At 48.3% G+C, this 24,810-nt stretch carries 20 protein-coding genes, 1 pseudogene and 1 riboswitch; of the genes and pseudogenes, 14 read left to right on the plus strand and 7 right to left on the minus strand.

Annotated elements, in window-relative coordinates; all coding sequences use genetic code 11:
• Nucleotides 1-31 precede the first annotated feature (31 nt).
• From B5G11_RS11060 to B5G11_RS11080, 5 genes are all read left to right on the plus strand, one after another.
• Nucleotides 32-706, plus strand: a complete 675-nt coding sequence (locus tag B5G11_RS11060; protein WP_087167249.1) for an ABC transporter ATP-binding protein — start codon at nt 32-34, stop codon at nt 704-706.
• Nucleotides 703-3,123: an ABC transporter permease gene (locus tag B5G11_RS11065; RefSeq protein WP_087253627.1), complete on the plus strand. Its 2,421-nt coding sequence runs from the start codon at nt 703-705 to the stop codon at nt 3,121-3,123. Before B5G11_RS11060 ends, B5G11_RS11065 begins: the two co-directional genes overlap by 4 nt.
• A 167-nt stretch (nt 3,124-3,290) precedes the next feature.
• A complete protein-coding gene (locus B5G11_RS11070) occupies nt 3,291-5,252 on the plus strand; it encodes a beta-L-arabinofuranosidase domain-containing protein (protein ID WP_087253630.1) in 1,962 nt (653 codons plus the stop codon).
• Between the two features lie 26 nt (nt 5,253-5,278).
• Entirely contained in the window at nt 5,279-6,244 is a 966-nt protein-coding gene (locus B5G11_RS11075; RefSeq protein ID WP_087253633.1) for an aldose 1-epimerase family protein, read from the plus strand.
• Between the two features lie 77 nt (nt 6,245-6,321).
• The gene (locus tag B5G11_RS11080) at nt 6,322-7,686 is read left to right on the plus strand and encodes an MATE family efflux transporter (RefSeq protein WP_087167064.1); all 1,365 of its coding nucleotides are present in this window, start codon (nt 6,322-6,324) and stop codon (nt 7,684-7,686) included.
• A gap of 188 nt (nt 7,687-7,874) precedes the next feature.
• Here the strand turns inward: B5G11_RS11080 and B5G11_RS11085 are convergent, their stop codons facing one another.
• The 4 genes from B5G11_RS11085 to B5G11_RS11100 all read right to left on the minus strand — a co-directional run bounded on the left by B5G11_RS11085 (nt 7,875) and on the right by B5G11_RS11100 (nt 11,598).
• Nucleotides 7,875-8,501 carry a cupin domain-containing protein gene (locus tag B5G11_RS11085; protein WP_242959041.1) on the minus strand — a complete coding sequence of 209 codons (627 nt, stop codon included), beginning with the start codon at nt 8,499-8,501 and terminating at the stop codon, nt 7,875-7,877.
• A 308-nt stretch (nt 8,502-8,809) separates the two neighbouring features.
• Nucleotides 8,810-9,454, minus strand: coding sequence for a PepSY domain-containing protein (locus B5G11_RS11090; protein ID WP_087253638.1), 645 nt, complete (start codon nt 9,452-9,454; stop codon nt 8,810-8,812).
• A 108-nt stretch (nt 9,455-9,562) separates the two neighbouring features.
• Nucleotides 9,563-10,921, minus strand: a complete 1,359-nt coding sequence (locus B5G11_RS11095; RefSeq protein ID WP_087253641.1) for an ATP-binding protein — start codon at nt 10,919-10,921, stop codon at nt 9,563-9,565.
• Nucleotides 10,918-11,598, minus strand: a complete 681-nt coding sequence (locus B5G11_RS11100; protein ID WP_207738726.1) for a response regulator transcription factor — start codon at nt 11,596-11,598, stop codon at nt 10,918-10,920. The genes B5G11_RS11095 and B5G11_RS11100 overlap by 4 nt, the downstream gene beginning before the upstream one ends.
• An 89-nt stretch (nt 11,599-11,687) precedes the next feature.
• Nucleotides 11,688-11,855, plus strand: a riboswitch (M-box (ykoK) riboswitch).
• A 195-nt stretch (nt 11,856-12,050) separates the two neighbouring features.
• Between B5G11_RS11100 and mgtE the strand changes: the two genes are divergently transcribed.
• Nucleotides 12,051-13,385, plus strand: coding sequence for a magnesium transporter (gene mgtE, locus B5G11_RS11105; protein ID WP_087253645.1), 1,335 nt, complete (start codon nt 12,051-12,053; stop codon nt 13,383-13,385).
• Nucleotides 13,386-13,445: 60 nt separating this feature from the next.
• On the opposite strand, the gene B5G11_RS11110 is transcribed toward mgtE, so the two are convergent.
• A complete protein-coding gene (locus B5G11_RS11110; RefSeq protein WP_087167070.1) occupies nt 13,446-13,628 on the minus strand; it encodes a hypothetical protein in 183 nt (60 codons plus the stop codon).
• Nucleotides 13,629-13,652: 24 nt separating this feature from the next.
• A complete protein-coding gene (locus B5G11_RS11115; RefSeq protein ID WP_087253650.1) occupies nt 13,653-14,642 on the minus strand; it encodes an SPFH domain-containing protein in 990 nt (329 codons plus the stop codon).
• Nucleotides 14,643-14,778: 136 nt separating this feature from the next.
• Here B5G11_RS11115 and B5G11_RS11120 point away from each other — a divergent pair, with 136 nt between their 5' ends.
• The 5 genes and pseudogenes from B5G11_RS11120 to B5G11_RS16785 all read left to right on the plus strand — a co-directional run bounded on the left by B5G11_RS11120 (nt 14,779) and on the right by B5G11_RS16785 (nt 18,738).
• Nucleotides 14,779-15,204, plus strand: a complete 426-nt coding sequence (locus B5G11_RS11120; protein ID WP_087253653.1) for a DUF2007 domain-containing protein — start codon at nt 14,779-14,781, stop codon at nt 15,202-15,204.
• 148 nt (nt 15,205-15,352) lie between these two features.
• A complete protein-coding gene (locus B5G11_RS11125) occupies nt 15,353-17,005 on the plus strand; it encodes a glycoside hydrolase family 32 protein (protein ID WP_087253656.1) in 1,653 nt (550 codons plus the stop codon).
• 6 nt (nt 17,006-17,011) lie between these two features.
• Nucleotides 17,012-17,680, plus strand: a complete 669-nt coding sequence (locus B5G11_RS11130) for an HAD family phosphatase (protein ID WP_087253660.1) — start codon at nt 17,012-17,014, stop codon at nt 17,678-17,680.
• 23 nt (nt 17,681-17,703) lie between these two features.
• Nucleotides 17,704-18,210: pseudogene (locus tag B5G11_RS16780) on the plus strand (O-acetyl-ADP-ribose deacetylase); the annotation flags it as partial.
• An 84-nt stretch (nt 18,211-18,294) separates the two neighbouring features.
• Nucleotides 18,295-18,738, plus strand: coding sequence for a GNAT family N-acetyltransferase (locus tag B5G11_RS16785; protein WP_242959044.1), 444 nt, complete (start codon nt 18,295-18,297; stop codon nt 18,736-18,738).
• Nucleotides 18,739-18,771: 33 nt separating this feature from the next.
• Here B5G11_RS16785 and B5G11_RS11140 read toward each other — a convergent pair whose 3' ends face one another.
• Nucleotides 18,772-19,662, minus strand: a complete 891-nt coding sequence (locus B5G11_RS11140) for a LysR family transcriptional regulator (protein ID WP_087253666.1) — start codon at nt 19,660-19,662, stop codon at nt 18,772-18,774.
• Nucleotides 19,663-19,839: 177 nt separating this feature from the next.
• Here B5G11_RS11140 and B5G11_RS11145 point away from each other — a divergent pair, with 177 nt between their 5' ends.
• From B5G11_RS11145 to B5G11_RS11155, 3 genes are all read left to right on the plus strand, one after another.
• Nucleotides 19,840-21,579, plus strand: coding sequence for an ABC transporter ATP-binding protein (locus B5G11_RS11145; RefSeq protein ID WP_087253669.1), 1,740 nt, complete (start codon nt 19,840-19,842; stop codon nt 21,577-21,579).
• Between the two features lie 22 nt (nt 21,580-21,601).
• Entirely contained in the window at nt 21,602-23,500 is a 1,899-nt protein-coding gene (locus B5G11_RS11150) for an ABC transporter ATP-binding protein (RefSeq protein WP_087253671.1), read from the plus strand.
• A gap of 144 nt (nt 23,501-23,644) precedes the next feature.
• On the plus strand, nt 23,645-24,757 hold the full coding sequence (locus tag B5G11_RS11155; protein ID WP_087253674.1) for an aldo/keto reductase: 1,113 nt from the start codon (nt 23,645-23,647) through the stop codon (nt 24,755-24,757).
• Nucleotides 24,758-24,810 lie beyond the last annotated feature (53 nt).

Here is a 24,810-nt window from a genome sequence, read left to right on the forward strand (position 1 = left end):
GGAAAATGACAGCAGAAAGGAATCAGATGATATGGATAAAATTTTAAGAACAGAAAATTTATGTAAATATTATGGAAGCGGCGAAAACGAAGTAAGAGCGGTGCAGAATGCCAACATTGACATCCAGAAAGGAGAATTTGTCGCGATTGTCGGAAAATCCGGTTCCGGAAAAAGCACGCTGCTTCATATGCTGGGCGGGCTTGACACCCCGACAAGCGGGAAAGTATTTATCCGTGGGAAAGACATTTTCTCGTACAAAGAAGACGCTCTTGCAGTCTTTCGGAGAAGAAAAATAGGTTTTATTTTCCAGTCGTTTAACCTGGTTTCCTCCATTAATGTGTGGGAAAATATTGTGCTCCCGATCGGACTGGACGGACGCAAAGCGGATGAAGCATTTGTCATGGATATTGTAAAGACGCTGGGACTGGAAAAGAAGCTTCACAATCTTCCAAATACACTTTCCGGAGGTCAGCAGCAAAGAGTTGCCATCGCAAGGGCGCTTGCTTCCCGCCCGGATATCCTTTTTGCCGATGAGCCGACGGGAAATCTGGATTCCCGGACAAGTGACGAGGTCATAGCACTTCTGAAAATGTCCGTGGAAAAATACGGACAGACACTGGTTATGATTACACACGACGAAGACATTGCCCAGATCGCGGACCGGATTCTCGTGATTGAGGACGGAAAGGTGGAAGAGTTAAGATGAAAATGATCACAAAACTTGCACTGAGTAACAATAAAAAGAATAAGACAAGAAGCATTCTTATTATGCTTTCCATCTTCCTTACCACGGTACTGCTTTCAGCAATCGCCACGTTCGGGTACGGCCAGATCAAATTTCAGAGTGCAAACGCAGAAGAATTTTATGGTTCCTATTACGGCTCCTACGCCGGAGTAACCGAAGATCAGATCGGCGAGATGGAAAAGCGGAGCGAATTTGACCGGATCGGAAGAGCGGCAACTATTGGAACTATTGAAAACGCGAGAAGCATTTCCATGGTCTGGATGGATAATGAGACCAGGGATCTGGCTAATCTTGACAGGCAGCTTCAGGAAGGTGCCTTCCCGGAACAGGAAAATGAAATTGCGGGGCAGAAGGCCATGTTTGAGCGGATCGGCTATCCGGATGTGAAAGTGGGAGACAAGGTGAACATCCGGTTCCGGAGAAATACTCACGAGACCTATCAGGAAAAAGAGTTTCTTGTAAGCGGCATCATGAGCCAGACGGTGAAAGAGCAGGAAAATCAGTCTTATACGGCCTACGTCTCCAAAGCCTGCTATGAATCCCTCTATGCACCGGAAGAACGGGCATATACGATTTATTTCAGCCTGTCCGATTCCGTGGATGTAAATTCCTCCACTCTGGAGATGACCATCAAAGACCTGGCGGAGGAATGTGGGATCAATCCGGAATATGCCTTTGACAATATGTATTATTCTATGTGGGTTCTGGATCCGGGTATGGAAATGATTGTCGGCTGCATCGTTGTGGCACTGATTGTAGTATTCTTTGCAGTCATGGTCATTTACAACATTTTTCAGGTAGGACTGATTCAGAAGATTCAGGAATACGGAAAAATCAAGGCGCTTGGCGCAACGAAAAAACAGATGAAAAAACTGGTATTCCGGGAAGGAATGCTGCTTACCATAATCAGTATTCCGGCAGGACTGATTGTCGGAACCACCGTTTCCATTGGCTTTATGAGCAGCTGGCTCTCTCAGAGCACAACCTTAGGAAACCAGGATGTGGTACAGGTTAATATGGTATCGATTCCATTACTTCTCCTCTGTGCGGCAGCATCAGCCATTGCGGTATGGGCGGCATTGAAACGTCCGATGAAAGTGATTTCCAGGATTTCGCCGGTGGAGGCAATCCGTTTCCAGGGCAGTCAGAAGAAAAACAAAGGACTTCGCAGGGGCAGAAAACAGATGGGCGTGCGCCAGTTGACCCAGGCTAATATGTCCATGAACCGGAAGCGGACCATCACCACAATTATTTCCATGGGACTTTCCTGTGTCCTCTTTGTAGTGGCAGCCAACTTTACCGGAAATGTCAGCACCAGATATGACGCAAGAAAACAGGTACCGTACGGACAGTTCCAGATCGACCTTACCTACAGCAAGGCTGATACGGCCTATCCGGAAAACAATCTGGACTCCATCTTAAAAGCCAACCCTCTGGATGAGGAACTGGTGGAACAGATCAGGAAAATCGATGCCGTTACAGATATCAAGATCCGCTACATGATGTACGCTTATGATCAGAACGGCAATCTTCAGTCCATCGGCGTTCTGAACAAAGAACAGTTCGATGACGAAGAATACCAGGGGTCATTAAAAGGAGAAGTTGACTACGAAACCGCAGCGAAAAACGGAGACATCCTTTACGGCTGGTCTTATTTCATCGAAGAGAGCGGTTATGATCTCGGCGATACCGTCACCATGACTATGGGAGACGCAGGCGGCGAAGCCAGGTTCCAGGGAACAATGACAGGAGCCTTCGGAAGCAGCAATTACGACTGGATTATCACAGATGAAGCCTATGATCAGCTGGGACTTTCCGGAAAAAGCATCGGTACCATCTGGGTAGACTGCCGCCCACAGGACTGCACAGACGTACAAAACCAGCTGGAAGACCTGCTCACGGATAAACAGCATTACGAATTCAGCACCTATCAGGGCGCACTGGAGACATCCGAAAGTAGCCTCGGCATGTTCGAGACACTTGCCTACGGCTTCCTCCTCCTCGTTGGACTGATCGCATTCATGAATATGGCAAATACCATAATCATCAGCATCATCACACGAAAACGAGAACTCGGCGTCATGCAGGCACTCGGCATGACAAACAGCCAGATGAACAGCATGCTCAGAAACGAAGGAGTCCTCTTCACCGCCGGAAGTATCCTCGTATCCCTCCTCGTCGGCATGCCGGCAGGATACGCACTCTTCTGCTACGGAAGAGAACACGGATACTTCGGTCTGGATGTGTACCACATCCCGGTCATCGAGATTGCAGCCATGATTCTCATCCTCACGGCACTGCAGATCTCCCTCTCCTTCATCCTGAGCCGAAACATCAAAAAAGAATCCATCGTCGAACGGATTCGCTATCAAGAATAACCTACTGAGATGGTAGGAAATAACACCATTGGGGACGGGTTCCTGTGCACCGGTACACGTCCCCAAGTTTTTATGTTGACGGAAGTGGTGTGTGGAAGATATAGTATGTTTATAGGAGCAACCTGTAATATAGGATATGTATCAAGGAAGGTGAGGAGTGATGGACAGTGGAGAGAAATGAGATTCCGGGGCAGGGGGCCTGCAGGATTGAGAGTGGATTCTGGAACCGGTATATCGGGGTGATACGGAATGGTGTAATTCCGTATCAGTGGGATATTTTGAATGATCGGAGAGAGGATGCCGAGCCCAGTCATGCGATCGACAATTTCCGGATTGCCGCAGGTGAGATGGAGGGGGCGTTTTACGGGCAGGTGTTTCAGGACAGTGATGTGTATAAGTGGCTGGAGGCTGTCGGAAATATTTTAATGCTGGAGCGTGATCCTCATCTGGAGGAGCAGGCGGATTCTCTGATTGATCTGATTGTAAAAGCGCAGGAGCCGGACGGGTATCTGGATACCTATTTTACGATTCGGGAGCCGGACAAAAAGTGGAGTGATCTGCTGGAGTGCCATGAGCTTTATTGTGCGGGGCATATGATCGAGGGAGCGATTGCTTATTATCAGGCAACGGGAAAAGAAAAGATCTACCGGGCGGCCTGTCGTCTTGCGGACTATCTGACGCAAATCTTTGGACAGGAAGAGGGAAAGATGCATGGTTACCCGGGGCATCAGGAGATTGAACTTGCATTGCTGAAGCTGTACGAGGTTTCGGGAGAAGAGCAGTATCTGCGGCTTGCTTCATATTTTCTGGAGACCAGAGGGACGAACCGCTTTTTTGAGGAGGAGTTTGAAAAGCGCGGAAGGACCACTTTCTGGAACGGGGCAAAAATTCCGGAACCCAATGAGAGGTACAATCACTATCCTTATAGCTATTACAATCAGTTTCATGCACCGGTCCGGCAGCAGGAGACGGCGGTTGGCCATGCGGTGCGAGCCATGTATATGTACACGGCGATGGCTGATCTTGCGGCAAAGACGAAGGACCAGGAACTTTACCGGGTCTGCAGAAGGCTGTGGGATGATGTGACTACAAAGCAGATGTATCTGACCGGCGGAATCGGTGCGACTTCGTCCGGAGAAGCGTTTACGCAAGACTACGATCTGCCGAATGATACGAATTATTCCGAGACCTGCGCGTCCATCGGACTGATTTTTTTTGCTCATAGAATGCTGCAGTGCGAAACGGATTCGGTATACGGGGATGTAATGGAGCAGGCTCTGTATAATACTGTGCTTGGCGGAATGAACTATGAAGGGAACCGGTTTTTCTATGTGAATCCGCTGGAAGCGGTTCCGGAGGTAAGCAAGGCAAATCCGGAGCGGCATCATGTCGGGACTCTCCGCAGGAAATGGTTCTCATGTGCCTGCTGTCCGCCGAATCTCGCAAGGCTGATCGGAAGTCTTTGGAAATATATTTATACGGTCGGGGAAAGCCGGGTCAATGTCCAGCTGTATATTGCAGGGACTGCGCATCTGAATACAGGGGGACAGACGCTTTCGGTCATCCAGAAAACAGAGTATCCGAACGATGGCAAGATCAGCTTTACGATTCAGGGTGATGGAGAAAGAGATATTGAATTTGCGCTTCGGATTCCCGGCTGGGCAGAAAACTGGCGCTTTACGATCAATGGAGAAGCGGTGGTGCCGGATCAGGTTGAAAAGGGATATGCTGTGTTTTGCAGGAACTGGAAACAGGAGACCACGATTCAGGCAGATTTTGAGATGAAAGCACAGTTTGTCGGGGCAAATCCGAAGATCCATTATGATCTTGGCAGGGCGGCCATGACAAGAGGACCACTGGTGTACTGCCTGGAGGAAGCGGACAACGGGCCGCGTCTGGATGAACTGGTGCTGAATACGGAAGCGGGAATCCGGGAGACGGCCCGTCCGGAGTGGAATGGATATGTGGAGCTGGAGGCAGATGCTGTCCGGATCAAACTGCCGGAGGGGCAGGACCTTTACATGCCGTATCGTCCGGTGAAGGAAAAAGTCAAAGTCCGGGCTGTCCCGTATTATTTGTGGAACAACCGGGGTGAAGGAGAAATGCAGGTCTGGATGAAAGCAGATTGACAGATAAAGAAAGAGGAGGAATGGGTATGAATCCGTATATTGGACATGATTCGCAGATCTGGAGTGTGGAAGAACACCGCCTTGTAGGCGGGAAAGGAGATGGAATGCGTCTGCTGGAAATCAGCAGCGGGACAGGGGTGCATCTGACGGTGTCGCTGGACCGTGCGGCGGATATTTCCAGACTTCGGTTCCGCGGAATCAATATGGGGTACTTTTCCCCGTGCGGGTATGTGGGACCGGCATATTATGACAGGAGAGAGGATCATTTTCTCAAATCCTTTACAGCAGGATTTTTGACCACATGCGGTCTGGAATCGGCAGGCGTGCCGTGTGAAGACGGCGGGGAACAGGTGCCGATGCACGGTTCGATCGCCAATGTCCCTGCGGAATATTACCGGTGGGAGGAGGAAGACGGCGAGATCGTTGTTCATGCGCAGATGCGGGACGAGGTGATTTTTGGCAGGAAACTGAAGCTGATAAGAGAGATCCGGGTCAGCCTTACGGAAGCTTCGTTTACGATCTGTGACAGGATTGTCAATGAAGGAGACCGGACGGAGCCGATTGAGCTTTTGTACCATATGAATATGGGCTATCCACTCCTGGATGAAGACAGTATTGTGGAAGTATCCTCGGAACAGGTGCGCCCGCGCAATGCCCATGCGGCAGAAGACCTGGAAAACTGGATGCATATGGAGAAACCGCAGGCAGGCTATGAGGAACGCTGTTATTACCATGAATGTAAAAAAGAGGGTCGTGCGTCCATCTGCCAGCCGAAACTTGGAATCGGCCTGGAAATCCGGTTTGATCCGAAGAAACTGGACTGCTTTACCGAGTGGAAAATGATGGGCGTCCGGGATTATGTGCTTGGCCTGGAATGTGGCAACTGTTATCCGGACGGCAGAGATGTCATGAGGAGGGACGGCCGCCTGAAATTTCTGGAACCGGGGAAGACCCTTACCTACCATGTGAAAGTGCGTTTGCTCGAGAAATAGAGAAACCGGGCAGAAAGGATTGTATCCTCCGGACAGAAGTTTTATAATAGACATTACGTGAAAAGGGGGATATGAAAATGAGAGGAAAAGAGAAGGTGGACAGATCCGGATATTTATTCAGCAGCCGGGATCTGACGGCTTTGCTGATTCCGCTGGTAATTGAGCAGCTTTTATCCGTACTGGTCGGGATGGCGGACAGCATTATGGTAGCGAATGTAGGAGAAGCGGCGGTTTCCGGGGTGTCGCTGGTGGATAATATCATGGTGCTTCTGATCAACGTGTTTTCTGCTCTTGCAACCGGAGGTGCCGTGGTTGCAGGGCAGTATCTTGGACGAAAAGATAAAGAAAAAGCCAGACAGGCTGCTACACAGCTTATCTGGTTTATTACGATCTGTGCAGTTGTGATTACCGTACTGATTTATCTGTGCAAAAGCTGGATTCTTCATGGAGTGTTTGGAAAGATCGAAGAGGATGTCATGCGGCATGCAGACATTTATCTGATGATTGTGGCGGCATCTGTTCCGTTCATTGCATTATATAACGGCGGTGCGGCTATTTTCCGTACAATGGGGAATTCGGAAGTTTCCATGCGGGTGTCTGTTATTATGAATATTATCAATGTGACAGGTAACGCATGTTTGATTTATGGACTGCACAGGGGAACTGAAGGGGTGGCTGTTCCAACGCTCATATCCAGAATGGTGGCGGCGATACTGATCATTTCTCTGCTGCTTCGTCCGGGTCAGACAATATCCATGGAGAGAAATCTACATTACCGTCCGGACTGGCAGATGATCAGGAACATTTTGAAGGTCGGAATTCCGAATGGACTGGAAAACAGTATGTTTCAGCTTGGAAAGATCATTGTATTGAGCCTTGTTTCTACATTTGGTACATATGCAATTGCGGCCAATGCGGTTTCCAATACTATTGCTTCTTTTCAGGTTCTTCCGGGAATGGCCATCGCACTGGGAGTGACGACGGTTATTGCCAGATGTGTGGGTGCCGGAGATTATGAGCAGGTTAAATACTACACAAAGAAACTTATGATCATTACATATTTGAGCATGATTGTAACCAATACGATTATTCTGTTTGTACTGCCGTGGATTTTAAAAGCGTATCATTTGTCGAAGCTTACGGCATCCACAACGACACAGATTGTCGGATTCTATGCAATATGCAGTGTACTGATCTGGCCGCTGGCATTTACAACACCGGCTGTATTCCGGGCAGCAGGAGATGCAAGGATGTGTATGGTTATTTCTGTGGTTTCCATGTGGATTTTCCGGATTATTTTCAGCTATATTCTGGGACAGTATTTTGGAATGGGTGTATTTGGCGTCTGGGTTGCCATGATTATCGACTGGGTTGCCCGCTCTGTCTGTTTTCTGCTCCGCTTTAAAAGCGGAAAATGGAAGCATGAAGCAATTGTCTCCTGAAAAAGAAGAAAATCAGGAACCGGGAGCTGCCTGCTGCTTCCGGTATTCTCTTGGCGACATGTGAAAGCGCTCCTTAAAGGCACGGTTGAATGTGCGCAGACTGGTGAAACCGGCATTCATGGCAAGTTCAGTAACCGGAAGCGAGGTGTTCTTCAACAGCCCAAGCGCACAGTTCAGACGAAGGTCATTTAAATACTGGTTAAAGTTTGTATGAAAAACGGAGGAAAAGACACGGGAAAGCGCAAACTGCTGTAACCAAGATCTTTGGCCATCCGGGACAAAGAGAGCTCTTCTGTAAAATGTCCTGCCATGTAGGAGACGGCATCAAATACAATGTCCTGCCCTGTCAAATCCTTTTTGGGCTGTAGAGAGAAAAGCGAAAGTGTCCGGGAAAGGATGATCTGGGTGTAGGACTGACAAAGCACTGAAGTCCAGGCAGGGGTTCCAAGATTCAGAAGAGACTGCAGGGCATACGTAATGTCCGGATGGACGTCTGCCGCAGACAGGACAGGATATTCAGGAACAAAGTTTTGAAGATGATCTGAGAATGGACCCGAAAGCGAAGGGGCGGCAAGCAGATAAACTGCCTGACAGAACGCGCTGTCAAAGACCTGATAGTGGTGGATCTGCTCAGGAAATACAATTCCGAAATCGCCGGTATTCATATGGAAAAGCTCTGTACCGATGCCAAGTTCCAGCGTACCACTGGTAACAAAAATGCATTCCAGTGACCGGTGAAGGTGGGGAGGAACATGGACAGAAGTCTTTTTCTCAATTTCCATACTGGATTCTTTCAGTTCATAAAAAAAGTGCATATACATATCCCTCCTGCAAAATCTGGCCGGTTTCTCCATATATTTGACAAGAATTATAGCGAAAATTAAGCTACAATGCAATCAAAATTAAAAGGAGGTGCCGGAAATGCTTAGAAAATGGAGTGCATTTTTAAGAGAGTCTTTCGAGACATGCATGGAGCAGATCTACACAAGAGATCTTTTCTAACAGATGGAGGGAAGGACAATGAAAGACAAAAGAAAAAGGCGGCTGCCGTGATCCGGTCAGGAATCAGACCGGTTACGGCAGCCGCCTTTCATCATGTTTCAGTTTTTCTTACAGGGAGCTGTTATGCTCTCTCTTCGCTCCATTTCAGGAAGTTTCCTGTATTTGCATCAATTTCGAATTCATACTCGGTCTGCTGGTAGATGATATCTCCTTCGTAGATATATTTTCCATCATCATGTTCCAGCTCCATGCGCAGATCCTGCTCGGTTGCGCCCGGAACCCGTTCCAAAGCTGCGGCTTTTGCGTCCGCTTCACTGATCTGAACATTCGGAGTCTGGGTAGTTCCGGTATTGCTCTGGGTATTGTTCTGAGTATTATTCTGGGTGTTATCCTGGGTGCTGTTCTGGGTGTCATCCTGTGACTGAGCCGTGTCTGTATTGCCGGCAGTGTCTGTGCCGCTTTGAATCTGACTGCGTCCGTTTCCTGCAGTTTCCGTATCGTAACTCAGGATGTCGCCGTTTTCTGCGTTGATCTCATAGTCATATTCTGTATCGCCGGAGTTGAACTGAATCTCATAGGTAGTTCTTCCATCGTCCCGTTCTTTGGAAGACTGGAATCTGGAAATATCGGATTCGGCTACGCCTGCGTCTTCTAAAGCGATCTCCTTTGCCCTGTCCTCTCCGATATCATTTCCGCCTCCGCATCCGGCAGCCAGGCCGAGAAGTGTAAGGGTAACTGCTGCTGTAACAATCATTCTTTTTTTCATAATAAATCTCCTTTCTATGATGTCCCTTTGGTTTTTCGGGGTGTTTTTTTGTTGTTGATGTAAGTATAGTACCCAAAGATTAAAGGAACATTAAAGGAAAACAGAAATTTATTTTTTTTCTTCCGGCAGCAAAAAGGTAAATATGGTTCCCTTTCCCGGGATGCTTTCCGCTGTGATTGTACCGCCATGAGCCTCGATAATCCATTTCACCATGGAAAGCCCAAGTCCCGAATGTCCTGACGCGCTTCGGGAGGTATCTGCCCGGTAAAACCGTTCCCAGATGTGGGGTAGATCTTCTTTGGAAATGCCGATGCCGTCATCTTCTACGGAGCCGGCGATAAATCCGTTCTGCCGGAAACAGGAGACGAAAATGTGTCCGCCTTCTCTTCCATAATAAATAGCATTGGAAATCAGATTGACAAGCATCCGGATATAAAAGGTTTCGTCTGCGGAAGCATACAGTTCCGGCTCAATCTGTGTGCTGATTGTAATCTGTTTTTCTTCAGCCAGAATTGACTGTTCTTCGCAGACCATCTCGGTGAGTTCGCTGAGATTGAGTGATTCCATCTGAAGCTGCTGTCTTCCCTGATCTGCCCTTGAGAGCAGCAGAAGCTGGGAAATAATCTGAGCCATATTCCGCGCCTTTTTTTCGATCAGTTCAATCTGCTGACGGTGTTCACCGTTCAGGGTTTCGTCGGCAAGTGCCGCGTCACACTGGGCCAGAATCACGGTAATCGGAGTACGAAGCTCATGGGAAACATCAGAAGTAAACTGCTGTTCCCTCCGGAAGGCACGTTCAATCCGGTCAAGCAGCTGGTCAAATGTATCGGCAAGCTGATAAATTTCATCGGTTCCATTTCCAAGCTCGACGCGTCGGGAAAGATCCTGGTTTGTCTGAATTTCCTGTACCGTATCTGTGATCCTGCGGACAGGGCGGAGCGTCCTTCGCGTAAAGAGATATCCGATCACTGCAGTCAACACAACCAGAAGCGGAAGCACAATCATGGCGAAACGGAGCGTGATCCGGAAACTGGATTCCGCCTCTGTGACAGAGGAAATTCCGCGGATATAGACGAGTCCATAGCCGGAAATCCGGTGGGCAAGGTCAAACACGTACCACTGACGGCCGGAATCGGAAAGTGTCTGGAGCTGTCCGTCGGAAAAATCCGGCTTCAGATCAAATCCGTAGGGAATCCGTCCATACAGAAGCTCTCCGGTCTCCGTATAAAGGGACAAATACACACCGCCGTCCAGATCATAGAAATCCGAATCCAGATCAAAAGAACCGTCTTCCCATTCGACATCCTCCATGCTTTCCTGCACCTGCTTTTTCAGTGTATTCTGCGTAGAAGCAAGAATCTCCTGATTGCTCAGGGAGAACAAAATCGCAAGAGCCGCGCAGGTCAGAAGTGTCATGAAAAAGGAATACAGTAATGTTACTTTTAATTTTAAAGATAATCGTTTCATGATACCACCTTCAGGACGTATCCGGCGCCCCGTACTGTATGAATCAGTTTCGGCTCGTACCCGTCATCGATTTTGCGGCGGAGATAGCGGATATAGACATCGATAACATTGGAACCGCCGGTATAGTCATAATTCCAGATATGCTGTTCCAGCTTGTCGCGGGACAGCACGATTCCTTCATTCTGCATCATGTAGCGGAGCAGGGAGAACTCTTTCCCGGAGAGACGGATTTCCGTATCCCCGCGGAATACCTGATGGGTATCCAGAAGGATCTTCAGATCTGCAGTCTGAAGACAGCTGGATGGAGTCTCGGCAGGTTTGCGTAGCAGTACCCGGATTCGTGCAAGCAGCTCCTCAAAGGCAAATGGTTTGACAAGATAATCGTTCGCTCCGGCGTCAAGACCTGCCACGCGGTCTTCGATGCTGTCTTTTGCAGTCAGAAGAAGAACCGGAACGGTACAGCCTCGCTGACGGATTTTCTTTAAGACACTTAAGCCGTCGAGTACCGGCATCATAATATCCAGGACCAGGGCATCATATTCGGCGCCGGCCATATATTCCAGCACTTCCCGGCCGTTTTTACAGGAATCCACGCTGTAGTGTTCGGCCTTCAGACGTGAAGTAAGAATCTGATTCAGATCCTTTTCGTCTTCTGCAATTAATATACGCACATGCATCACCCTCCTTTGATACTTTCCAGTATAAATCAGATCCGAAAAGAAAGAAACAAAAACTTGACACCGGATGATAATCGAAGTATGATGGTATAGGAAATCGGTAGGTGAGGTTACCACAGGGATCTGGGACACCTAAGATTGCTGCCGCTAAATTGTGGAGACACAATGCGCTGGTCAACAGGTTATGTCGGCGATAAGGCATAACCTAACGCAGTTTTTATGCCCTGTGATACTAAAGCTTGTACGTGAAAAAGGACAGGATCAGGTATCTCCGGTTTTTGCCGGAGATTTTTTTGTTTCACAGGAAATTTCTTCCCTGTAAAACAAAATGTTCCACGGAATGAACAGTAACGTCCGATAAAAGAAAGGCAGGTGAGGTGCAATGGATGCTGGAGGCAGTTATGACTCGTATTGTTACATGGAAAAATTCATAAAAGAAAGTAGGGATTGCTATGAACAGACAGATTTTAACAGACCTCTTGAAGAAAAAAGAGTTCAAGGCAGTCAGAAGTATTCTGGAGGTCATGAATACCGTAGACATTGCAGCTCTTCTTGCCGAGCTGGAAGATAAGGAAATGATTCTGGCGTTCCGCCTGATTGAAAAAGCAAAAGCGGCGGAAGTATTTGCGGAGATGAGCAGCTCCATGCAGACTTATCTGGTGGAAATGTTTACGGAAAAAGAGCTGAAAGACTTGATTGACGAGCTTTACATGGACGACACGGTCGATCTGCTGGAGGAGCTGCCGGCCAATCTGGTAACGCGGATCCTGGAGCAGGTCGATAAAGAAAGACGTGCGCAGATCAATACGATTCTGAATTATCCGGAGGACAGTGCGGGCAGCATTATGACGACGGAGTATGTGGATCTGCGCCGGAAAACGACAGTCAAAGAGGCCATGGACCACATCAAACAGACCGGGATTCACAAAGAAACGATCTATACCTGTTATGTGCTGGAAAATAGAAGGCTTGTCGGGATCGTCTCTGCCAAGGATCTGATGACAATGGACGATGACATGACGATGGAAGAGCTGATGGAGACAGAGATTATTTCCGTCACAACTCATACCGACCAGGAGGAGGCAGTGCATCTGCTTTCCAAGTATGATCTTCTGGCGCTCCCGGTTCTGGACCAGCAGGGATATATGGTCGGAATCGTGACAGTCGATGACGCGATGGATGTCCTCGTTGATGAGACGACAGAAGATATGGAAATCATGAACGCCTTGAGCCCGAGTGAACAGCCGTATTTTGAAACAGGCGTGATCAAACACGCAAGAAACCGGATCGGATGGCTTCTGGTGCTGATGCTTTCCGCGACGCTGACACAGACGATCATCGCGCACTATCAGGAAGCATTTACTGCCGTTCCGCTTCTCGTTTCCTTCATCCCGATGCTGACGGACACCGGCGGAAACTGCGGCTCCCAGAGCTCGACGCTGATTATCCGCGGTATTGCCCTTGACGAGATTCATTTTAAAGATATTTTCAAGGTGATTTTCAAAGAGTTCCGGGTGGCCATTCTTGTGGGAGCGGCTCTTGCGGTAGTCAACGGAATTTATATGGTGATCCGTTACCATGATCCGATGCTGGCACTTCTTGTATCGATCTCACTTGTTGCGACAATTCTGATCGCGAAGCTGATCGGATGTGTGCTTCCGCTTGTCGCAAAGAAGCTGCGCCTGGATCCGGCCATCATGGCGGCGCCGCTGATCACAACGATCGTGGACGTCTGCTCTATCATGGTATACTTTCAGGTGGCAACACACCTGTTACATCTTGTTTAGAAAAAAGCATAAAGAATAAAAAAACAGGAAGAGTTCCGGCCTGGAAACTCTTCCTGTTTTTTACTCTTTATTCAGTTTCTTTTTCCGGTATTTCACACACTCGGTCAAAAGATATTCGATCTGCCCGTTCATGGAACGGAAATCATCTTCTGCCCATTGGGCGATTTCGTTATAAAGGCTCTGGGAGAGCCTTAAAGGGACCTGTTTTTTGGCTTTTCCCTTTTCAGTCGTATTTTTCTCCAAAATGTGTCCCACCTTTTCCTGATTTTAATAGATGGTACCGCTGTTTACGATCGGCTGCGCGTCCTTGTTGCCGCACAGTACGACAAGAAGATTGCTGACCATGGCGGCTTTGCGTTCTTCGTCAAGCTCTACAATATCATTTTCATTCAGCTTATCCAGAGCCATCTGCACCATGCCGACTGCACCTTCCACGATCTTCTGGCGTGCGTCAATGATGGCTGCGGCCTGCTGCCTCTGAAGCATGGCGGACGCGATCTCCGGTGCGTAAGCCAGATGGGTGATACGCACGTCAATGATCTGGATACCGGCATCTTTTACCTTTTCCTGAAGCTCCAGCTGCATGATATCCGCAATCTCCTGGCTGCTGCCGCGCAGAGACTTTTCGTCACCCTTTTCGCTTGTGTCGTAAGGATACATGCGGGCCGTATTCCGGATGATGGCATCGCACTGGATGGAGAGGTAGTTTTTATAATTCTCCACGTTGATGACAGCCTGCGTCGGATTTACAACCTTCCAGATGACAATGGCGCCGATCTCCACCGGATTTCCCAGTTCGTCATTGACTTTCTGCTTTGCATTGTCGAGAGTCATTGTCTTAAGAGAAATCTTTTTCGCGGCAGGCGTTACGGAAGTACGTCCGCCGGATGAAACGGTAAAACCGGCTTTGTTTCCTGTCGGGTTGATTGCCGAGCAGAAAGGGTTTACCCAGTAGTAGCCGGACTTTTTGATCGTGCCGTAGTATTTACCAAAGAGTGCAAATACAAGGGCTTCGTTCGGATTGAGAATCTTCAGTCCGCAGTACAAAATGATGGCAACAACGAAAAGGATGATGCCAAGCGTCACGAGAACACCGCAAAGTCCGCCGGATACCCGGTCCATGCTGTAAAAAACGGGTCCTGCGATAAAAAGCGCGGTACCTGCTATCAGTACTACGGTACTGACAAACAACATGAGAAAACCGTTCAGTGCGTGAATAATCCGTTCCTCCTGGATCAGGGATTCTTTTGTCTCCATAACTCTTCCTCCTTCATTCAAACATGAGTTAAAGTGATATTATTTTGATATCATAATAGATCTTAAAACAGGTCTTGTCAAGGGAAATCCGAATTGAAAATGAGAAAAAACAGAAGTATAATAAAGATAGAAATCTTTGATCAGAAAATCCGCTGGTGTAAAGGAAAAGAGGTGTTCGTATGAGAGCAGTAAGAAGGGAAAAGTGGAGGCTATGAGTCCGGTCTGCATTTATACGGCAGGCGACAGAATCGAGGCCGAGATGCTTTTGGAGGCACTTCAGAGAAACGGCATTCAGGGATTCCGCGAGGCCAGAGGGGCCGGAGGAGTTATGGATGTGTATACGGGGAATTCGATCTTCGGAGAGAAGATCTATGTAGATGGACGGGATGCGGAGCAGGCAGGAGTAATTATCGAATCGATTCTTGCGGAATCTGAGATAGATGTGGAGCCGGAAGATGAAATTTCAGATCAGGAGGTCAAAAATCCTAGATGGCTTCTGGTCAGTGTAGGGATTCTTCTGATTCTTTTGACTGCGGGAATTCTTGTAAGCATCATTCTGTAGACATCAAAGGGAAGGCGGTATCGTTTCCGGCCGGATTTTGTCGAGCGTTCGGAAGGGATACCGCTTTTTTAATGCGGCGCTTTGTGATAAACTGTACAGTAGAAGTAGATAACTGACGACAAATACGCCTGAGAACAGGAGGAAAAACATGAGATTTAATACACAAAAATACAGACAGCTGGAATTGTTTATTAAGACAGAACCTGGGAAGACAGGCAGACTTCATATGATTTCCGGAAGCGCGCGCAAGATGTTCCGGATTGACCAGTACAGAAAGTGGATGCGGATCGCTGTCAACCAGGGAACAACCTATGAGATGACACCCGAGGACTGCGAGATTTCCTACGCGTATTTAAGCGGATGTGAAAATATCATGGAGCGGGGAATCTGCCTGATCCAGGACGGCAGATTTTACGGTAAAAGCCAGTGGGCAGGATGGTACGATACGCCGGTGCGAAATCAGTTTCATCTCTCACCACTGAAGGGATGGATGAATGATCCGAACGGCTTTTGCTTTTATCACGGATACTATCATCTGTTTTACCAGTTTCATCCATTCTCGGAAGAGTGGGACAATATGTACTGGGGACATGCAGTCAGCCAGGATCTGATTCACTGGGTACACCTCCCGGTGTGCATGGAGCCGCAGCAGGAGATTCTGAATCATCCGGAACTTGTGGGAGGAGCGTTTTCGGGGACTGCGCTGATTGATGATGAGCAGAAAATGAGGCTGTTCTTTACAAGACATATCGGAAAGCGGAAAGAACCGCAGAATATGAGGGAATACCAAGTCATGACGGAAAGCTGGGACGGAATTTCGTGGGAACGGGAGAGCCGGATTATCGATGGACCGGAAGATGAAGAAATCCAGGATTTCCGGGATCCGAAAGTATTTTTTGAAGATGGCGAATACAAGATGATCATCGGCACACGGACAAAGGAACACCCGGCGGTTGCGCTTTATAAGTCCTACAATCTTGTGCAGTGGACGTACTGTCAGGAGATCTTCGAGGAAAAGCAGGAGGAAGGATGTTTTCCTCTGGAATGCCCGGATCTTTACAAACTGGACAATCAGTGGGTGCTGACAGCCGGATACTGCGGCAATGTGGACGAGCACGGAAGGAAAAACGGGACCTATTACCATATCGGAGAATGGTATCAGGATCAGTTCCATGCGGAGACGAAGGGACTATATGATTTCGGCGCGGATTTTTATGCCGTGCAGACACTTGAAACCGAGATCGGGAGAGTTGCCATCGGCTGGATCAGCGATGTTGCAAAGGAACATGTCAAATCAGTAAATGGAGCCTGCGGAAGCATGAGTATTCCGAGGGTGCTCCATGTCAAGGATGGAAGGCTGTACCAGAATCCGGTTCAGGGAATTTATCAGCTGATCCGTTACCCGGTCTATGAAGGATGTGACGAGAATGTGGAACTTTCCGGAATCGAAGGGAACACCTACTATGTCAGACTGGAACTGGAACATTCGGCGGATTTCCGCATGACGCTTTATAAATGGAAGGACCGCAAGCTCTATCTGGAGCAGAAAGACGGACAGTGCCGTTTCCGGACTGTCGGGGAAGGAGCGAAAAATATCCTCTATCCTGCGGACATTGATCAGGTGACGGTGGTGGAAGCTTTTGTGGACCGGAATGTCTGTGAAGTATTTTTAAATGAAGGGCAGGCGGCAGGAGCGAAGAAGTTTTATCAGCAGTCCGAGATGGGGAACTTTGAGTTCCACGTACAGGAAAAGGGTGCGGTGAAATCCCTGCTTGTAGAAAAGATGGAAGGAATATGGTAAGAGAAGATGAGAATAAAAGCAGTACTCTTTGATATGGACGGTGTTCTGATTGATACGGAAAAATACCTGACCCGGTTCTGGAGACAGGCGGCAGAAGAAGCCGGGCTTTTGCTGACAGAAGAGGATTCTTATCAGTTCCGCAGTTTTGCCAGCAGGTACGCTGCCCCATGGTTCGCAAAGACGTATGGTGAGCAGTACGATTATTGGGCTATCCGGGAGCGGAGAAAAGAGCTGATGAGCGAGCATCTGAGAGCAAATGGAATCGAGAAGAAGGGCGGTGTGGACGAAGTGCTCTGCGGGCTTCGGGAAGCCGGATATCAGACTGCCGTTGTGACGGCAACGGACGAAGAGCGGACGAGAAGCTATTTAAGTGAAATTGGAATTCTGGATCTGTTTGACGACATCGTCTGTGCTACTATGGTAGAGCGCGGCAAGCCGTTTCCGGATGTGTATGAATATGCATGCAGGAAGATCGGAAGAAAACCGGAAGAATGTGCGGCGGTGGAGGATTCGCCAAACGGCGTTCGTGCGGCATCCGGCGCCGGCTGCTGTGTCATTATGGTGCCGGATCTGACACAGCCGGATGAGGAGCTTTTTTCGCTCATTGACCGGAAGGCAGACACACTTTGTGGCATTCCGCAGATTATCCTGGAATGGAACAAAGAGGAAGAGTAAAGTCAGAAACTGGAGGAATACAGATGGGAACATTTCGGATTATCAAAGGAGATATTACAAAATGCAGAGCGGATGCCATCGTCAATGCGGCGAATCCATCGCTGCTTGGAGGAGGCGGAGTGGACGGAGCCATCCACCGGGCAGCGGGACCGGACCTTCTGGAAGAGTGCCGCACCCTCAATGGATGCAGGCGCGGTGAGGCGAAGATCACAAAAGGCTACCGCCTTCCGGCGGACTATGTCATTCACACACCGGGGCCGGTATACCGTGGCGGAAACTGTGGAGAGGAACAGATTCTGGCCTCCTGTTACCGGAACAGTTTAAAGCTTGCAGCCTGCTATGAACGGAATACTGTAGCCTTCCCGTCCATCAGTACCGGAATCTACGGATACCCGGTTTCCCTTGCGGCAAAGACGGCTGTCAGGGAGATTCTCACATTTCTTCATACTCAGAGCACGGTCCGGGAAGTGGTGATGGTATGCTTTGATGAAGAAACAAAGAAAGCCTACGAAGAGGCATATCAGGAAATCGGGCAGACCGAATTTGTGATCCGGAAAGCCAAAGAAACGGATCTTGCGGATATTCAGAAACTGATGGAAACAACCGTTGCTCATATGGAGAATCCGGACTGGTTTTACGAAGACGGGAAAGAATTTCTGGAAACCTGCGTAAAGGAAGAGGAGAATGCTGGTTTTGCGGTCATTGCAAGGACTAAGCAGGAGGGAATTCCTGCAGGATGTTTTCTTGTGGAGATCCCGGGGGATGTCCCGTACAACCTTGGCAATGATCTGGGATTTTCAAAAGAACAGCTGCTTTTGTCGGCGCATATGGATACGGCAGCTGTGGCTCCTCTTTACCGCGGGCATCATCTTCAGGACAGGATGATGGAAGTCTGCGAAGAGGAAATGAAGAAACGGGGCATGCGTTATCTGCTGGCGACCGTTCATCCGGACAACCCGTACAGCCTTTCCAATGTGCAGAAGCGGGGTTACGGAATTCGGGCGACGAAAGAAAAATACGGCAGATCGCTTCGCCATATTCTTTGTAAGGAAATATAAGCCATGGGACAGACAGCTCCCATGGCTTTATTTTCATGAGAGGAAATCCTCTTTCACACTCCTTTTTGCGATAGAGATAAATTTTTTCAAGGGTGGGTTATCCACTCCTTTTTTATAGAAAATTCCGTAGGATAAAGGATCCGTGCCGGCGAGAGGAATGTAGCACAGCTGTTCATCCGGGAATCGGGACTGCGGAAGGATGCAGTATCCATATCCGGTACGGACCAGTGTCAGAGCTGCCTGATAATTATCACAGAAGTAAACCGATTCGGGCGGCAGATAACCGGTGATGCGGTTCTGATATTCCAAGGCGCCGGCAGGAAGCGCATAGGAGTTGCAGAAAACAAGGCGTTCTGAAAGAAGATCCTGTTCGTAAACTTCCTTTTTTCCGGCATAGGCATGACCGCGCGGAAATACGCAGCAAAGCGGGATATGGAGCAGTTCATCGTAAACGACGTTTCCTTTTAAAGGGATGTCGCTTTGGAATCCGATCAGAAGATCAAGCTCTCCCTGATAAAACAGATTCAGAAGCGAGCGGTGGGAGATGATTCTCAGAAACGGATGAAACGCAGGCATCTCCTTTAAGCAGGAATCGAGAATGCCGTTTAGAAAATCAAGGTGGGCCTCGCTTCCACACCCGATGGAGACCACCTGCATGGCGGCAGCGGTGTGGTGCTGAATTTTGGCGGTAGCGTATTTCAGTCGTTCTATGATCTGCTTTGCATCGTCAAGAAAGCTGATTCCGGCAGGGGTGAGGCAGACAGTCCTTGTGGTCCGGTGCAGCAGTTTGGTATCCAGTTCCTCTTCCAGAGCATGAATCTGGCGGGAGACTGCGGACTGGGTAATATTGAGAGATTCAGCGGCTCTTGCAAAGTTCAGGTTTTCCGCCACCTGGACAAATGTTTTCAGCTGTTGTGTATTCATGGTTTCCGTTCCTTTCTATTATTGCGTTTGTAGCATTAATGATACCATTTTTTCATTTTTCATTCAAGGAAATTTGTGATTTAATAAATAGGAGACAGTTCGGAAGCTGACAAAAAACATCCGAGACTGGAAAATTAAAAATAAGGTAAAAGAGTAAATGGACAGGAGGTTTTTACAGTGAGAAAAGTATTACAACAGCTGGGAAAGTATAAACGGGATACCTTTCTGTGTATTGGACTGACCGCTCTCGAAGTAATTATGGAAATACTCATGCCCTTTGTTACGGCCATTATTATTGACAGAGGACTGGAGCAGTCGAATCTTTCCGTCGTATATCGTTATGGCGCCCTGATGATTGTCATGGCATTTTTGAGCCTGATCTTTGGAGCGATGGCAGGAAAAAATGCTGCAAGCGCCGCATCCGGTCTGTCCGCAAATCTGCGGGAGGCAATCTATGCCAATATTCAGACCTTTTCCTTTTCCAATATTGACAAATTCAGTGTGCCTGGACTTGTTACACGTATGACAACGGATATTACCAACGTGCAGAATGCCTACATGATGGTGATCCGCGTGGCAGTCCGGGCACCGTTAAACCTGATTTTCAGTTTTACCATGTGTATGATTATTAACCGGAGACTCAGCGGCATGTTCCTGATTGCGGTTGTGTTCCTTGTGGTTGTAATTGGATCGATCATGGTCATCACTCTGAAAATTTTCCGTCAGGTTTTCCGCCGGTATGATGATTTGAACGCGAGTGTACAGGAGAATGTCACTGCAATCCGTGTGGTAAAAGCATTTGTACGTGAAGACTATGAAAATAAAAAATTTGCAAAAGCATCCAGGATTCTCTACGATCTATCCGTTAAGGCAGAAGGACTTCTGGCATTCAATAACCCGGCCATGATGGTTGCGGTTTACTTCTGCATTATTTCCGTCTCCTGGTTCGGCGCGCAGTTTATTGTGGAAGGATCACTGACAACAGGAGATCTGACCAGCCTGTTCAGCTATATCATGTCGCTTCTGATGAGCCTGATGATGCTGTCCATGGTAGTGGTTATGATCAGTATGTCCATGGCGAGTATCCGCCGTATCGGTGAAGTGCTTGATGAAAAGCCGGATCTGACGGATCCTGAGAACCCGGTGATGAAAGTTGAGGACGGCAGGATTGATTTTAATCATGTGAACTTTTCCTATAAACATGGAAGCGGTAAAAATGCTCTTTCTGATATTGATCTTCACATTAAAAGCGGTGAGACAGTTGGTGTAATCGGAGGAACCGGTTCCGGGAAAAGCAGCCTTGTCAATCTGATCTGCCGGCTCTACGACGTGGATGAAGGCTCTGTCTGTGTAGGCGGCGTGGATGTCCGCAAATATGATACCGAAGTGCTTCGGAATCAGGTTTCCGTTGTGCTTCAGAAAAATACTCTGTTCTCGGGAACGATTCTGGATAACCTAAGATGGGGAAATCCGGATGCCACAGAGGAAGAGTGTATTGAGGCGTGCAAAGCAGCGTGCGCGGATGAATTTATTGACCGGATGCCGGGAGGATATGAAACCCGGATCGAGCGGGGAGGAGCCAACGTTTCCGGAGGACAGAGGCAGCGTCTGTGTATTGCGCGTGCACTTTTGAAAAAACCGAAAGTACTGATCCTTGATGATTCTACCAGCGCGGTAGATACGGCGACCGATGCAAACATCCGGGCAGCCTTTGCAAAGAAGATTCCGGGAACAACAAAGATTATTATTGCACAGCGTGTTTCCAGTGTGGAGTCCGCAGACAGGATTCTTGTTCTGGATGAAGGAAAGATCGATGCGTTCGATACACATGAAAACCTGCTGAAACACAATGCAATTTATCAGGAAATTTACAACTCGCAGCTGGAAGGCAGCGGCGACTTTGACCAGCCGGCATAATCAGAAAGGAGGAAACAGTGTTATGAGCGAAAAGATCAATGAAAAACCATCAGGATCCAGAGTAAATACAGCCGTCAGGCTGATCAACAGGGTCATTCGATATATGCTTCATTATTACAAAATTCCGTTTTTGATTGTAGTTATCTGCATTTTGATTACTGCCATCGCAACTGTTGTAGGGGCGACATTCCCCCAGACGTTGATTGATGATCACATTACACCAATGCTCGAAAGCGGCTCCAGGGATTTCAGCAGTCTGGCCTCCGATCTGATTCGTCTGGTATGCATAATGGCAACGGGAGTTATCACGGCATTTACCTATAACAGGATCATGGTCAATGTCAGCCAGGGAACGATGCGGCATTTAAGAGATGATCTGTTCCGCAGGATGGAGTCTCTGCCGATCAAATATTTCGACACCCATGCACATGGGGATATCATGTCGGTCTATACCAATGACGTGGATACACTGAGACAGCTTTTAAGCCAGAGTATTCCGCAGATCATCAATTCCGTGATATCCATGATTGCGACATTGATTACCATGATAGTGTTAAATCCGTTTCTTACCGTGATTTCCATTTTGACAGCATGTGTCATGTTGCTTGTAACGGCCAATTTTTCCAAACTGTCCGGAAAATATTATGTCCGCCAGCAGATCGATCTGGGAGCAGTGGATGGATTCATCGAAGAAATGCTGGACGGGCAGAAGGTTGTGAAGGTGTTCTGCCATGAACAGGAGGCCATGGAAGATTTCCACAAAGTCAATGAGAAACTGAGAGACAGTACAAACAAGGCGAACCGTTATGCAAACCTGCTGATGCCGATTAACGCCAACATCGGCTGGATCAGCTACGCACTGGTAGCGATTGTAGGAGCGGTTCTTGGCATTAATGGCCTGGCAGGAGTGACAATCGGTACGGTAGTCACTTTCGTAGGGCTGAATAAAAGTTTTACGAATCCGATTACACAGGTAAGCCAGCAGATCAACTTCGTGGTCAATGCGGCAGCCGGAGCACAGCGTGTCTTTGAACTGATGGATCAGGAGCCGGAGAAGGACGAAGGATATGTGGAACTGGTCAATGCCGAAGAGGATGAGAACGGCAATCTGATTGAATCCCCGGTGCGGACCAATATCTGGGCGTGGAAACATCCGCATAAGGCGGAGGGCACCATTACATACCGCAGACTGGAAGGCGGCGTTGTATTGGATGATGTCGATTTCGGATATAACGAAGACAAGATTGTCCTGCACAATATCAGTCTCTATGCAAAACCGGGACAGAAGATTGCGTTTGTCGGCGCGACGGGTGCAGGAAAAACGACGATTACAAACCTGATCAACCGGTTCTACGATATTGCGGACGGGAAAATCCGGTATGATGACATCAATATTAACAAAATCAAAAAGCAGGATCTGAGAAGATCTCTTGGTATGGTCCTTCAGGATACCCATTTGTTTACCGGTACGGTAATGGAAAATATCCGGTACGGAAAACTTGACGCCACGGACGAAGAATGTATCAAGGCGGCAGAACTTGCGAATGCGGACGGATTTATCCGGCGGCTGCCTGACGGCTATAATACCATGCTGACGGGAGACGGATCCAACTTAAGCCAGGGACAGCGGCAGCTTCTCGCTATTGCCCGGGCGGCAGTTGCGGATCCGCCGGCACTGATTCTTGATGAGGCGACTTCATCTATCGATACCCGTACCGAGAAACTCGTACAGGCCGGAATGGATGCCCTGATGAAAGGACGAACCACCTTCGTCATTGCCCACCGCCTGTCCACAGTCAAGAATTCAGACTGCATCATGGTCATGGAACAGGGGCGTATCATTGAACGAGGCACCCACGATGATCTTATCGAGGCAAAAGGAAAATATTATCAACTCTATACAGGAAACTTTGCTTCCTAGAGACACATCTCTTTTCAGACTGAGCTCCGCCCGGCGGGATTCCTTCTCCCGCAGGCGGAGCTTTTGTGTGTGAGAAATGATTGCCTGGGATGAAAGATTGGATTACAATAAAAGGAGAAGAAAAAAGAAAGCGGTGAAGACAACATGAGCAACAGATTTGAAAATGTAAAAAAGAATTTTGGATTCGGATGCATGCGCCTTCCAATGAACGGCGAAGAAGTAGATCAGCAGGAATTTACCAGGATGGTAGACACCTTCCTGGAGGCCGGATTCAATTATTTTGACACGGCCAGAGGCTACTTAAAAGGAAAAAGCGAGACAGCCATCCGGGAATGCCTTGTAAAACGGTACCCAAGAGAAAGCTTTATTTTGACAGACAAACTGACAGAACCATACTTCGAGACAGAAGAAGATATCCGCCCATTCTTTGAAAGCCAGCTGGAAGCGTGCGGCGTGTCCTACTTCGATTTCTACCTGATGCACGCACAGAACGCAGAAAATTATAAAAAATTCCAGAAATGCCACGCCTATGAAACAGCTCAGAGATTAAAAGAAGAAGGAAAAGTCCGCCACGTCGGAATCTCCTTCCACGACAGCGCCGAAGTACTGGATCGCATTCTCACAGATCACCCGGAGCTGGAAGTCGTACAGCTCCAGTTCAACTATGCAGACTACCTTGATGAAGAAGTACAGAGCAAAGCCTGCTATGACGTCTGCCGGAAACACGGAAAGCCGGTCATCGTCATGGAACCGGTCAAAGGAGGAAAACTCATCCGCCTGCCGAAAAAAGCACAGGACACACTCGACGCACTCCACGGCGGAACAAACGCAAGCTACGCCATCCGCTTCGCAGCAGGCTTTGACAATGTCATGATGGTACTCTCCGGTATGAGCGACATGGAACAGATGAACGATAACTTAAGCTTCATGACCCGGTTCCAGCCACTCACACCCGAAGAACAGGACGCAGTCAAAACGGCAGCAGAGATCTTCAACGCACAGAAAATGATCTCCTGCACCATATGCCGGTACTGCACCGACGGATGCCCAAAACAGATCCCGATCCCGGAAATCTTCAACTGCGTCAACGACAAAATCCAGTACGAAAACGAAAAAAGCAAAGAAGACTACCAGACCATCACAAAAGAAAAAGGAAAAGCATCCGCCTGCATCCAGTGCGGCAAATGCGAAAAAGCCTGCCCACAACACCTCCAGATCCGCCAACTCCTCAAAGACGCAGCCCAGATGTTTGAATAATTTTTGGGACGTGTTCCGATTCACCGGAACACGTCCCAAAAATACAAAAAATG

It is taken from the genome of Drancourtella sp. An57 (assembly GCF_002161525.1).
Classification (GTDB): Bacteria; Bacillota; Clostridia; order Lachnospirales; family Lachnospiraceae; genus Sellimonas; species Sellimonas catena.